11 protein-coding genes are annotated in these 13,730 nt (G+C 66.1%); all 11 read left to right on the top strand.

The window, feature by feature from the left end; translation table 11 throughout:
* A partial coding sequence (locus ODJ79_RS45905) for a LacI family DNA-binding transcriptional regulator (RefSeq protein ID WP_263030065.1) occupies positions 1–817 on the top strand: 817 nt, incomplete at its 5' end.
* Between the two features lie 623 nt (positions 818–1,440).
* Positions 1,441–2,307, top strand: a complete 867-nt coding sequence (locus ODJ79_RS45900; protein ID WP_263030064.1) for a hypothetical protein — start codon at positions 1,441–1,443, stop codon at positions 2,305–2,307.
* The gene (locus tag ODJ79_RS45895; RefSeq protein WP_263030063.1) at positions 2,304–3,857 is read left to right on the top strand and encodes a ThiF family adenylyltransferase; all 1,554 of its coding nucleotides are present in this window, start codon (positions 2,304–2,306) and stop codon (positions 3,855–3,857) included. The genes ODJ79_RS45900 and ODJ79_RS45895 overlap by 4 nt, the downstream gene beginning before the upstream one ends.
* A gap of 145 nt (positions 3,858–4,002) precedes the next feature.
* A complete protein-coding gene (locus ODJ79_RS45890; RefSeq protein WP_263030062.1) occupies positions 4,003–5,169 on the top strand; it encodes an SAVED domain-containing protein in 1,167 nt (388 codons plus the stop codon).
* 87 nt (positions 5,170–5,256) lie between these two features.
* Positions 5,257–6,285 carry an SMODS domain-containing nucleotidyltransferase gene (locus tag ODJ79_RS45885; RefSeq protein ID WP_263030061.1) on the top strand — a complete coding sequence of 343 codons (1,029 nt, stop codon included), beginning with the start codon at positions 5,257–5,259 and terminating at the stop codon, positions 6,283–6,285.
* Between the two features lie 15 nt (positions 6,286–6,300).
* A complete protein-coding gene (locus ODJ79_RS45880) occupies positions 6,301–8,046 on the top strand; it encodes a ThiF family adenylyltransferase (protein ID WP_263030060.1) in 1,746 nt (581 codons plus the stop codon).
* A 40-nt stretch (positions 8,047–8,086) separates the two neighbouring features.
* Positions 8,087–9,430, top strand: a complete 1,344-nt coding sequence (locus ODJ79_RS45875; RefSeq protein WP_263030059.1) for a hypothetical protein — start codon at positions 8,087–8,089, stop codon at positions 9,428–9,430.
* Between the two features lie 381 nt (positions 9,431–9,811).
* The gene (locus tag ODJ79_RS45870; RefSeq protein ID WP_263030058.1) at positions 9,812–10,156 is read left to right on the top strand and encodes a hypothetical protein; all 345 of its coding nucleotides are present in this window, start codon (positions 9,812–9,814) and stop codon (positions 10,154–10,156) included.
* Positions 10,157–10,892: 736 nt separating this feature from the next.
* A complete protein-coding gene (locus ODJ79_RS45865) occupies positions 10,893–11,117 on the top strand; it encodes a hypothetical protein (RefSeq protein ID WP_263030057.1) in 225 nt (74 codons plus the stop codon).
* Positions 11,118–11,456: 339 nt separating this feature from the next.
* Positions 11,457–12,044 (top strand): signal peptidase I, encoded by a 588-nt coding sequence (locus ODJ79_RS45860; protein WP_263030056.1) that lies wholly within the window; start codon positions 11,457–11,459, stop codon positions 12,042–12,044.
* Positions 12,045–12,213: 169 nt separating this feature from the next.
* Positions 12,214–13,284 carry an RCC1 domain-containing protein gene (locus ODJ79_RS45855; protein WP_263030055.1) on the top strand — a complete coding sequence of 357 codons (1,071 nt, stop codon included), beginning with the start codon at positions 12,214–12,216 and terminating at the stop codon, positions 13,282–13,284.
* Positions 13,285–13,730: the final 446 nt, after the last annotated feature.

Below are 13,730 nucleotides of genomic sequence, written 5' to 3'. Positions count from 1 at the left end.
TACCCAGGTCGGCCGGGCCGCCCCTACTCCGTGCGCGTGTCACGGCTACCGGTACGCGTTCGGCGGCTACGGCACCGTGAACGGCGCGGCTCGGCGGACCGGGCCGAAGCTGGCCGACGTCGCCACGGCCGCCGGCGTCTCCACCGGGACCGTTTCCAACGTGCTGAACCGGCCGGACCTCGTCGGCGACACCACGCGCGAGGCGGTGATGGCTGCGGTCGCACGGCTCGGCTACGTCCGGGGCGCACCGACCGGCACGGCGGCGCCGCACCACCGACGCAACGGCTTCGCGACGTGGCTGTTCCAGCCGGCCGCGACCGGCCACTACCCGCCCAAGGCTCCGAAGGCCGCCCGGCCGGTGCCGGTGACGGCGGATCCGTGGCCCGGCGTACCGGTGCGCGGCCGCAATGCGGCGGCCCGGGCCGAGGCGTGCTGGCTGCCGATCGCACCGGGCCTGACCCCCCACGGGCTGCGGCACACCTACAAGACGTTAATGGTGGAGCTGGGCACGCCGGCGGCCCTGATGGACGACCAGATGGGTCACTCCGACGGCTCGGTTCAGGCGCGCTACGCCCACGCCACCGACGATATGGTGCGGCGCCTGCTCGACGGGCTGACAGCGATGTGGGAGAGCGCGTTGGAGGCCCGGCAGCAGCTGTCCCCCGGCTCTGCGGTAGCCGTCCTGGACGCGCTGCTCCAGGACAAGATCGTCTCCCAGATTTCTCCCAAGAAGGCCCGGAAAACAAGAAAGGCCGGTCCGCGATCTCGCGAAACCGGCTCTGACCTGCTAAAACCTGGTCGGGCTGACAGGATTTGAACCTGCGACCCCTTGACCCCCAGACGGTGAAAGGTCCAGCGGCGTGCTAAGCGACGTTTTCCCAGGTCGCTGAAAACTATATCAGGCCGAGTAAAGGTGTCGGTACCAACCACCTCCCGATGAACCCATCACAACGATCCTACCTGCGGTTTCGTGGCCCGGGTTCCCTCAGAAGAGTTCTCCCGAACGTTTTTCGTGGTCCGGCCGCCGCCTCGGCGAGCCGATTCAGGCTCGCGAGCGGCGTGCTAGTCCGGCACCCGAGCGACCCCTTGACTCGGAAACCGTTCTTCGCTGGACCAATTCTTCTTCAGCGAGAACTCCTTCAGGCGATTCCATCGGTACCCATGCACGGAGCCGGCCATTCCCGGAGAATTCCTGTGCTGCCAAGCACGTCGATGCTCAACCGCGCCTCGGTAAGTCCGTCGACGGCCATCGCAGGCGGGCGAGTTTCGGCGTCTGCATCCCTACCGCATCGGCGATCGCTTGAACCCTGGGGCACGCTGTCGGGGCCTCGGCGTACGCATGACTCCGCACGTCCTGCGAACGTCGGGAAAGCAGGCTGGTGTTGTCCGCTTGGCACCGTAACTGCTCTCATCCACCGCCGTGACGAGTACGACCTGGACATGGTGTGTCGGCACGACCTCCAGAAGTCCCAGATCGAGCCGGAAGACCTCAAGGCGGACGTAGGCGATGCATTGGAGCAGTTCGTCAAGGACAACCCCGACCTGCGACTTACGCTCGACGACGAGGGACGGCGGTGCTGGACATTCGTCCACGACTTGCTGCCGTTCCACATGGACGTCCTGCCCGCCATCCCTAACACCGATGCCGAGCCGAACGGCATTTGGGCTACCGACACCGAAGGCGCCCGCTGGCATCCCTCGGCCCCGACCGACTATGCCGAGTGGTTCCTCGACGTGATGCACGACGAGTGGCTGGCCGGCGCGCGGCGGATCGCCGAGTCTCGTCAAATGAACGTTGAACAGCTGCCGCGTAACGCCTTCAAAACCACGTTGCAGCGGACCGTCCAGGCGCTCAAGCGGCACCGGGACATCTACTTCAGGAACGACCTCGGCAACCGCCCTTCCTCGATCATCATCACCACCCTGGCTGCCCAGTCCTACGAGGCGGGCGGTGATCTGTTCAACGTGCTGCATCACGTCGTCCACGAGATGCCTGACCACGTCGAGTCCCGCTTCGGCCGGTATGTCATCGCCAACCCGGTCGAGCCGGGCGAGAACTTCGCCGATCGGTGGATCGGGCACCCGGGCCGCGCTCGACGTTTCTTCGAGTGGCTCGAAGCGGCACAACGCGACTTCACCGCTATCGGCCACGCTCAAGACACTGACGGGATGGTGGACCGGACGGCGCTCGCGCTCGGGATCCGGGCGGCCCGCGCCGCCGAGCGGGCAGTCTCGACCGCGAAGACAGCCCGCCAGTCGCTGGTGGTCGCCACGCGGATCCCGGCCGGAAGCGACCGCTTCGCGTGACGAAGGCATGGGAGCGGGAACTCACGATCGAGCGAGAGGAGTTCCGCCGCATCTTGACCAGGGCCGAGTTCACTGGCGAGGGGGACTCGCTGCGTGGCCCAGTGCGGTGGTACCGCGATGACGGCAAGGCGGTCACGGCCACAGTCGAGGTCACCTTGACCGCCGCGTACCCGTTCGCGCCACCGCAGGTGCGCATAGTCGACGCGGGTACCCCGCTGACCGCGACCTTCCACCGCGACCGGGACGGCGCTTTGTGCCTGTGGCCGGCCGACACTCCGGTGGAAAACGCCCCGTGGTGCGACCCTGCGCAGTTGCTGCGCAGGGTGGTCGCATGGCTGCAGCAGACCGAAGCTGGCTGGCCCGGCGACTCGGCCTGCGACCTCGAACGGTACCTGCCGACCGCGGGTGGATTGATGCTCTACGATCTGCCGTCGCTGACCGCTACTCACGGCTGTGTACGCACCCGCACTTCCCCCGACAGATGCCTCGTGACGATCACCGGACAAGCCCAGGCGCCTCCTACGGGACCTCAGCGACGCCGTCACGGCACACCCACGATCGGTCGGCGGCACCGACAGCTGGCGTGGGTCGCCGACATCGGCGAGGTGACCCAGCCAATCGAAGACTGGGCATCGCTTCGCCCCCTGCTCGGCGACGACGCCGGTCAGGTGGGTCGGCTCATCGGCGCCGGTGTCGTGGAGTACCTGATGCTGCGGTACCGGCGCGGCTCCTCCTCCGGAGTACTCGCCCTCACCGCACGCCCCTCTCCAAACCGGCAAACCCCGATCGAAATCCAAGCGTGTGAAGCCGCCGACACCAGCGCCTCTACTCGACTGCTACGCGCCGGCACGACGGCCAGCGAGCTCGCCGGCCGCAAGGTTGCGGTAGTCGGAGCCGGGGCTATCGGATCGTTCGTCGCTGACCTGTTGTTCCGCCACGGTGTCAGGACGCTGACGCTGATCGACGGGCAGCTGCTGCGGCCAGGCAACCTCGTACGCCACCTTGCTGGCGAACCCTGCGTCGGGCACCCGAAAGTCGTCGCCGCCACCAGGCACCTTGCCGACCTCGGCTTCGACACGACCGGCGTCGAACCCCGCCATGACCGGCTCACCACACCCCAGCAAACCGTCACGCTGCTCCGCGAACACGATCTGATCATCGACGCCACCGGCGACAGCCGCGCCTCCTCGCTGTTGATCTGGGCCAGCAACACAGTCCAGCGCACCGTCATCTCGGTCTGCGTCGAACGACACGGCGGCATCATCCGCGTCGACCGTTTCCCGCTGCGAGGCCACGAACAGCACGACCGACCCATCCCAGGCCAAGGCGACAACCAGGCAACCGAACACGGCTGCGACGATCCCGTATCGCTGACTCCACCGACCGCGGTGATAGCTGCCGCCCAACTGGCCTGCCGAGTCGCGATCGATGACCTGACAAGAGAATGCGCTCTTCCGGCAACCCTGATCGACATCGTCGAACCACAAGAACCGCCATACGACCAGCGTGGCCTCACCTGGGCCGCTCTCCCAGCCAATCAACACGCTTAACCGCAGCCAGGTAGCCGCCTGCGACCTGGGTAAGGCCATCTCGCAGCGACTCGGGAGGGCCCTGCCCGGACCGGATCACCCGCCAGGTTCCCCCGCGCTACGAGGCGCTCCAATTTTGTCAGACCCCGCCGATACCATCCACTTCGTGGCGTCGAAGCAGGTCAGGGACACCTCGGTAAAGCGAGGAGACATCAAGGAGCCAGTCAGGCTCGCCCTTTGGGCGAGGGCGGCCGGCTGCTGTGTCATGTGCTCCACGGTGCTGCTCGGCAGCCGGACCTATCTGCACAGCGTTCTGGCGGGCGAGCTCGCTCATAACGTTGGTGCCACTGCCACCAAAGGCTCGCCACGTGGCCTAGCCGAGGACATCACGGACCGCGAAGCAGAAGAGAACCTGCTACTTCTCTGTCACGCCTGTCACCGGCTGATCGACGACGAAGACCACGTCGCCTATTTCACGCCAGAACGGCTTCGGGCGTTGAAGAAGAAGCACGAGGACCGGGTTCGAGTGGCTGCAACCAGTGGCGGAATGCGGCGCACCGCCGCGCTTCGCGTCGGCGGCCTGGTCCGCGGCGTCACGGCCATGGCCTCACAACGGCAGACCGCGGACGCACTCCTCGCAGACGGATACCTCGGCCTTGTCAACAGCCGCTGGCAGGGCGACTTCCTCTGTAGGATCGCTGGTGATCCGAGCCGCCCTAGCTACTGGCGTGCGGCGCAGGAGGAAATCGACGCCACGCTCCGGCTGGTCGAGCAGTCAGTCGCCAGCGGCGAAGTCGAGCATCTGTCCATCTTTGCGATCGCCCCGATCCCGTTGTTGGTGTACCTGGGCTCGCGCTTGGACGACAAGACCGACACCCGGCTCTACCAAAAACACCGCGACGGCGACCAGGGCTGGCGATGGGATGCCAACGGCTCGATCAACGACTTCTCCAGCAAGGCTGACGTCAAGGCCGGGACCGGTACAGAGGCGGTGCTCGCCGCCTCCCTAACGGCCGAAATCCAGCAGAGCAACCTTCCCGACGCGCTGCAGAACCTTCCGTATTTCGAGATCAGGCCCATGGCTAATCGCTTCGGCCCCAGCCTCTTCTCGCACCCGCAGACCCTGCGAAACTTCGCCGGCCGCTGGCGTACGCTGCTCGCCGAGGTGGAGCGGTCCTGCCCCAGAGCCACGACCTGGCACCTTATCGCTGCCGCACCAATCACCGCGGCTATCGAGATGGGCCGCGCCTTCATGCGCGGTGCCCAGCCGCCGACCGAGGTGTACGAGCGGCAGAACGACACCTACACACCCGTTGTCCTGGTCAACACCTGACCGACCACCGGCCCGGACTCACCAAACAGACGCTGCCGGCACAGACGTACCAGCAGCCAATCACGACGGACCACCGCGGGGATGCCGATGAAGCACACCGACTACTTCAGCAACTTCCTGAAAAACACGGTCAACCTGAGCCAATTCAACCTCGACACACTGGCCAGCCGCGTTGATGCCATCTACGCGGCGCTGAAGGAGGACCCAGACCTCGGCCCACGGATCGTCAAGAAAATCCCGCAGGGTTCCTGGGCCCAGGAAACGATCATCAGTCCGCAGAACGGCAAGCCGTTCGACGCGGACTTCCTCCTCCAGATGAAGGAGGAACTCGACTGGTCAGACAACGTCGATGAGTACATCAATGCCGTCTACCACGTCATCCACCATCACTCGGACTACAGCGACATGCCGCACAGCCGAAAGTGCCGCTGTGTCTACGTCGAGTACGCGAACAATCAGATGCACGTGGACATCGTCCCGTATGTCATCCTCGGCGACGGCACCCAAGTGATCATCAACCGCGACACCGAGCAATTCGAGACGACCAACCCGTCCGGCTTCACCCAGTGGATGAAAGAGAAGGACAAGATCGCCAACGGCAACCTGCGCCGGGTGGTCCGCCTGCTCAAGTTCCTACGCGACCACAGGAACTCGTTCACCGGGACCAAGTCGATCCTCATCACCACCCTCCTCGGCGAGCAGGTCTCCGAGTGGAAAAAGATCAGCGACCCCGGCTACTACAGCGACCTGCCCACCGCTCTGCTCCACATGGTCAGCGACCTCGACCGATACCTCCAGGACAACTGGACCAAGCCGTCCGTCGCCGACCCCTCCAACCCATCGGTCACCTTCGACCACCGATGGACCCAGGAGACGTACTCCTTCTTCCGCGACCGCATCCATACCCACGCAGGCGAAATCGACGACGCGTACCACGAGACCGACGAGGAGACGAGCGTCGAGAAATGGCAAGACCTCTTCGGCGACAAGTTCCAGGCGCCAAAGACGTCATCCTCGAGCACCAAATTCGGTGACGCAGGCGCAGCGGGCGGGATCGCCGGCGGGAACGAACCTCTCGGCACCTCCTCGTCGGGCCGCTCCGGCCGAGCCGGGTAACGAGGCGCTCAGCTCGTGACCAACCGCAAGCGCAACCAACTCACGGACTGGCAGAAGACGGCAGTCCGTGAACTTCGAGCGATCGCAGCCGTCCTGCCCAACGATTTCGAGCTCCTCGGCCGACCACGGCTCGCTGGCACCGGCCTCCTTCAGGCACGTATTCGGCTGCGGACCGACGACCTGACTCGCGTTCCCCGAGGTCTCCCGCTGCTACAGCGAGAAGAATTCCTGTTGTGGATCGGCCCGAACTGGCTGCTGCCACCATTCGTCGAAGTCGACCATGATCGGTTCCTCTGCTACCCACACGTGCTGTTGGGCCGGCAACTGTGCATCTACCTCGATCCCGCGCGAGAGTGGAACCCACAGCGAGGCTTCGCCAGCGCGATCGACCGGCTCTACGAGTGGCTCGCGGACGCCGCAGCGGCCAGATTTGACCCCGACGCGGCCCTGTTCCACGCCGTCGGTGGCGTCCTCCACCGGACACCCGGCACCCCCACGATCGTGATTCGGGAGTCCGGCAAGCCCAGAAAGGTACAGCCCGCCTTCCTGACCGTCCGGTCGGAGCGCCGCCAGGACCTTCACTACGGTCGCAGTCATCCGGGCGAACACCAGACCGTGGTCTTCCAGGTCGCTGACCCACTGCCACTCGGAGCAGGCACCCGACTACACCACCTACTTGCTCTCCTCGACACCACGATGACGCCCAAGGCATTTGGCACGCCGACCTCTCTGCCTCAAGCAACGGCCTTTCTCACCGCGCTTGCCGCCGCCGCGTGCCGAAATCCCGCGGGCGCTCCTCAAACGTTCATCCTCGCGATCCCACACCCCGCCGGCGGCCCTCCTCATCTACTTGCCGGCCGAGTTCCCGCCAGAACGACCGACGAGCTCCGCCGACGCGTCCGAAGCCGCCGCGACCCGGTCATTAATGTCAACGTCCAAACGCTCGACAGCCAGACACCCGTGGAGTGGTACGCCGTGTCCGACGAACGTGAAAGCGTCACAACCCGACGCGACACCAGCCGCCCCACAAACGCCTACCTAGGCAAGACCATCCAAATCTGGGGCTGCGGCGGGCTCGGATCCTGGATCGCTGAGTTCATCGCCCGCGCCGGTGCCAAACACCTCGTCCTCTGCGACCCCGGCACCGTAACCGGAGGACTCCTCGTCCGGCAGGACTTCACAGAGAACGACATCGGCGAAACGAAACCCGAAGCGCTGCGACAACGCCTCGCCGCCATCCGCGAGGACATCACCGTGGAAGCACATACCACCTTCATCCCGGACAACCTGACCACACTTCAAACAGACACCGACCTGATCATCGACGCCACCATCTCACGAGCCATCGGCCAACTCCTCGACGAACTCGCCCCAGCCCCAGATCGGCCACTACTCGCCCAGGTCGCAACTGATGCGGGAACCAGCACACTCGGCCTCCTCACAGTCAGCGCCCCCACCAATCCCTCGGGCCCAAACAACATCGACCAGCAAACCGGCAAGATCGTCACCGCTGACGGCGGACTAGAGCCCTTCCACACCTTCTGGAAGGACGTGTCTGCTCAAGACGAACTCATCCCAACCCGGGGCTGCTCCGTGCCCACCTTCCACGGCTCCGCCGCCGACATCGCAGCCGTCGCCGCCAGCCTGACCTCAATGCTCGGCACCCACCTCGCCTGCACCGAGCCGATCTCTGGCACCCACCTGATCGGGCTGCCACACTCACCCGCAGGCCCATTCCGGCACTTCATCCCGGCTGTATAACGCCCGTCTGGTCCGGTGAATCGTCAGCACAGGAGGAAGCGTGCGCGCAAGGTTGATGGACCGCAAGGGCAGCGACGAGACCGACGCCGTCCTAACCCATCCCGCGCACCAGCAGACCCTGAACGCCTTGATCGGCCTGATCCGAGATCTGCGAGCCTGCCGCACTCCGGAAGATCTGTACGCCTTCCAAAACAAGCTGCGTGACCACGTCCTCGAGGTGGAGAAACACCGCAACGCGATCACCCAGCAGATCAAACGACTGCACCGGCACCAGAAGATCAGCACCGACGCCCCCGAACTCGGCACCGACCGTGACCGCAACGCGGAAACATCCTGGACGTTCGAGGCCGACGTCTACGAGCGGATCTGGCGCCAGCTCAAGACCGTCGCAGACGCGCTCGCCTGGAAAGCGTTCCACTACGACCGCGCCATCATCATCGCGCTCTCCCGTGCCCAGGCACCCGGCATGATGTACGGCAAAACCGGCCTCGCGAAAGAGCTGGAAACGATCGAGACGGCCTGGCACGACGAGCACCAATTCGTGCTGCATCACGACCTGACCAACGTGATCCGCGTCGGCGACCTGACCGTCTTCGACCACGACGGCTACGCCTGGCTCCGCGAGATCAAGACGAACGAGAACCGCCGGGTCCGCGCCCAAGACCAGCTTCTGGCCGCCACGTCCCAGGTGCTCGCCGAGAAAACTGGCGCATTGCCCAGCGGCCACTCCCCCTTACACACCGGCATCGACTACCGCACCAACCTCGGAGGACTGCGTCAACTGCTCGACCTGGCCCACGCCCGCACCGGAATCCTCGGTGGAAAGGTCTCGTCCGGCCGGGCGGTCGTAGCCGTCAGCCAATACACGGCGGCCAACCACTTCACCCCCGAGCAGTTCGCCGCTCAGTTCGACACCGAATTCGCCCGGGTCCGTTGCCGTATCGGCGCCGACAATCCCGGACACACCCTGACGTTGCCCAGCATCGACAACGCCGGCCACCACCGCGCAGACCCGCCGTGGGCGATCTATCCGATCAGCGCCGAGACCGCCGCAAGCCTCATCGCCGACGGCATGTTCTTCGTCGTCTGCATGAATCCACACACGATCATCGACGCGCTGTCCAAGACCGGCGTCCAGGCCCGATGGCTTCAGCGGCTCGACGGCACCGAGAACGTCGATGCGCCACTGCTGGAGGTGTCGAAACGCGCCGGCAACCGGAGGATCTCGTGTTCGCTGAACTTCGCCGCTATCAGGGGCTTGATGCTGGAGCTGATCGACCTACGAACGTGGAGCCTGCAGGTCGCCGCGACGCTCAGCGGCGATCTGCAGCCGAACACCCAGCCCTGGCCCTGCTTCGCCCGAGAAGCAAAAACCTGGATCTAACCACTCCTGGCACGGAACCCATTCGATGCAGGTCTCTTGTCCCATCCCGCTACTGTCACACAGCCGACGCGTTTCGGGCGCCGCTCCCGCTCGCCCTCCCGCCACCACCACCTGGTTCACGCCCACTGCACCAACGCCGGCATCGCCAACGGCCGGATGACGTTCAGCCGTCGCAACGACGAGAGTCCCGGGACCACCGGAGACCACCACAGACCACTTCCGCGGCCCGCCACCGCACTGGATCATGAAGTCATGGTCAGGACAACCGCACGGGCTATCGTCACCTTGCCGGGACGCGGTTCGAGCTGCCGCCACGAGCACCGAGACAGATGCCGGTGGCCTGAACACCGCCTACCGGTAGACATCCAGCAGGCATCCGCCGTGCGCACCGACTACGGCCTGCACCCGGGCGTTCGGGCCAAGATCACCGTACGAGCGTTCGTGTCGCCGATGTGTCGTGATCATCCTGAGTGGACATCGAACAACCGCGATACTCAAGGTCGTGGCTACACGCCGATGGCCGACAGATCGCTGGACGGAATGCCTGCTCAACGACACTTTCGCAATACATGCGCTCGCCCGGAGACCGGACGCCACGATCCCCCACCGACCGACAGCAAGGACGCGATCGACGACGATCCGGTAAACCGTACGCGCGTTCGGGCAATAACGCGTGTCGTGGAGATCCGGACGCATTCACGGGAGGAAATGAAAAAGGCCAGCTGAGCTAGCCTTTCACCACGTCGGGCTGACAGGATTTGAACCTGCGACCCCTTGACCCCCAGGGGGGGACGTGAAGGGTCCAGCGGCGTGCTCAGTGACGTTTTCCCAGGTCACCGAAAATAAACCAGGCCGAGTAAAGGTGTCGCTATCTGCCACCTCCCGATGAACCCATCGCAGCCCTTCTACCAGCGGTTTTACCGACCGGGTTCCCCAGAAGGGTTCTCCCAGATGTTTAGCGGGATCGTGCCGACGCGCCGGCAAGCCGACTCAGGACAACGAGCGGCGGGCTAACCCGACATCGGAGCGATCCCTTGACTCGGGCCCCGCCTTCACTCAACCAGTTCACCTTCGGCGAGAATTCCATCTCGACTATTCCTATCAGGCCTAACCATGGCGCCGGCCATTCCCAAGCCATTCCCGGGAACTCCTTTACGGAACCTCGATTTCGACCTGGCAGAGATAGGGCCATCGACGGTCACCGCGGGCGGGCGAGTTCTGGAGTCTGCAGCCCGCTACCGCGCCGGTGATCGTCTACGCGCTTTCCGGGCGTCGATGGGGGTGCGTGCCTCAGCAGGTCTTGCCGAGTTCGGGAAGCGGCGGGTGGTGTGTCGTCCTGCCGGTTCGGCAGGTGCCCCGCCTGGGCTTCGGGCAGTGTCATCAGTTCGGCGATCCGGTCCGTCGCCTGCAAACGTCGGTCCGCGTTGACCCTCGTGTAGTAGCGCATCAGCGTGGCCGGGTCATGGCCGAGTCGTTCAGCGACCTCGTGGACGCCGGCGTCCTCAAGCCGGGCGACACGATCACCAACACGATCACCGTCAACTACACCGGAAAGAACGACGCCACCATCGCGCTGACTGCCATCCGCAAGACCAGCACCGAGACCGGCTTCGCTACCAACAGCCTGGCGGACGACCTGCTCGTCACCGTCGACAAGCCCCGAGCAACCTGGCCAACCAGCAGCTGAGCAAGCTGTCGATCCCGACCCTGTGGAATGTCGCCGGTAGCACAGGCACCCAGTCGCAGACCTACACCATCACGGTGAAGCTGGACCCCAACAGCACCAAGACCGCCACCACGCTCGACGGGGTCGGGTTCGCGTTCACCGCGACCGCCAAGTAGGCGCATCAAACCGCAGCGCAGGAAGATCGCAAGAAGGGAGCCCCGTGATGGCGACTATGACAGTAACCGCCGACGAGCAACACCGCTCCACGGGGCTCAGCCGGCCGCAGGACTCGAGCTGGGCCGAGGCCGTACGGATCACGTTGTCCCGCGCGATGCTGTGGGGGCTGACCACCCTCGCGCTGTGGGCGGTGTGCTCGTCCCGTTCGGCTTCCACGCCACGGTCGTCGTCTCCGGGTCGATGACCCCCCGCGTCCGGGTGGGCGACATCGTCGTCACCAAGAACCTCGACGCCGGCACGAAGCTACTCGGTCAGGTCGTCACCGTTGACAACCCGGCCAAGCCCGGAACGCTGCTGACCCACCGCATCGCCGGGGTCAACCCCGACGGCACGTACGTCACTCAGTGCGACGCCAACCCCATCCCCGATCGGCTCGGCGTGACCCGCGACGCCATCCAGGGCCGCGCGTTCCTGCTGGTGCCCTGGGTCGGCATGTCGATCATGTGGGCCAAGCAGCACCAGGTCGTGCCGCTGCTGCTGACCGTCGTCGGGTTCGCCGGCATCCTGGCGGGCGTGCAACCGGCCGCCCAGTCGCACCTGCCCGGGTTCCGCCGCAACGCGGGCCTCACCCTGGCCGTCTCGGCCCTGGCAGCCGCCACGTTCCTCTCCCCGGCCACCGTGGGCCGCTCGGCGGACACTCCCATCGCCACCCTCAGCGCCGCCCACCTGACCGCCCCGCTCAGCCCGGCCCTGTTCGGCCGGCACGTCTAAGGGCCCAGACCCCCGATGCCGACCGCCCGCGGCTGCGGCTGCGGCCTGCGGCCTGCGGCGGCTGACCGAGACTCACCGAGCAACCCGACGGACCGTCAGCGAGATCGGGGGGCCCTCTCATTCTGCTGGTGTGCCGCCATCCCGGGGGCCAGCGTGTTTCGATCGTGGGGTGTCTGGTGCGCCGCCGACCGGACCCCACGCGCCGCGCCTGCCCGACCGAGGCCGGCAGTTGCTGGGGCGCATCGTGCCCGGCTGGATCCGATCCCATGGCCTGGCCATGGCGGCGGTCACCACCGTGCTGGTGACCTTGACGGTGTTGTCGCAGGACGTCACGACCGCGATGTTCACCGATTCCAGCACCAACTCCGGCAACTCCTTCACCAGTGGCACCAGGCCGGGCTGGAGACAGATCAGCGTCGGCCGCTACCACACCTGCGGCGTGAGCATGGCCGGCAAAGCGTACTGCTGGGGCGACGACGGTAACGGGCGGCTCGGCAACGGCGCCGTCACCGCTGACCAGGACAGCCCGCAGCCTGTGGTTACCGGGGGCGGGCTGACCGACACCAACGTCGCCGCCATCACCGCCGGCCGCACCCACACCTGCGCCCTGACCACCACCAAACTCGTGTACTGCTGGGGAAACAACAGCAACGGCCAACTCGGCACCGGGACCATCGGTGCCCAAGTGGCCACGCCCACCGCGGTAACAGCAGGCGGGGCCCTGACCACCAGCCCCGGCAACGTACGCGCCATCACCGCAAGCCGATTCACCACCTGCGCCGTCACCACCACCACCAACGACGCCGTCTGCTGGGGCGACGACACCAACGGCGAACTCGGCAACGGCGGCGGCTTCACCGCCTCCGGCTCCCCGACCAACGTCACCACCAGCACCGGTATGACGGCCGCCCGTGACGTCGGGGCGTCCGGCGGCTACGGCACCGGCATCTGCGGCATCACCACCACCGGCAAGGCCTACTGCTGGGGCAGCGACAGCAGCGGACAGGCCGGCAACGGCGCTACCACCGGCAACCAGGACAGCCCCTCACCGGTCGACACCACCAGCGGACTAACCGACACCAACGTCGCCGCCACCACCCAAGGCACCCTGACCAGCTGCGCCATCATCACCGTCACCCGAAAGGCCTACTGCTGGGGCAGCGACAGCGACGGCCAGCTCGGCAACGGCACCACCACCGGCAACCAGACCAAACCCCGCCCGATCACCCTCACCCCCTGACTAACCCGGGCTCGTCCCGCCGTCGGATGCGGTGCTCGCCGGGGGCGCGGGTGACATCGATGGTGCTCGCTCCCATCGCGTGCCCTCGGAGTCGCTCTGCGGCGCGAAGGCCGGCGGCGTGAGTTCCTCGGCCCTGTCGGCCGGTCTCGCCGATCACGATCGGGGCCGGGGGGACCGTGGCCTGCGCCTGGCTAAGGTGAGGTCACCGGTGTCATTCGTCGATTGGCGAACGGCGGATAGTGGGGTGTTGCTGGGCGTGTTCCCGTTTGACGCCGGCACGAGAGGCAGTGTGTCCTGATTCGCGCGGAGCCGCGCCGACGGCACTGGTGATCGCCGGCGCGGTCTGCTTCGCACCCGCCTAACTGCCGGAGGGGGTGACCACTGTTCCGGCCTTGCCGGCGAGGATCAGGGCGGCGTCCTCCAGCGCCCCGATCGCCGCCGTGTCA

It is taken from the genome of Actinoplanes sp. KI2 (genome assembly GCF_025630775.1).
GTDB lineage: Bacteria > Actinomycetota > Actinomycetes > Mycobacteriales > Micromonosporaceae > Actinoplanes.
This window is presented reverse-complemented; position numbering and strand designations above follow the sequence as displayed.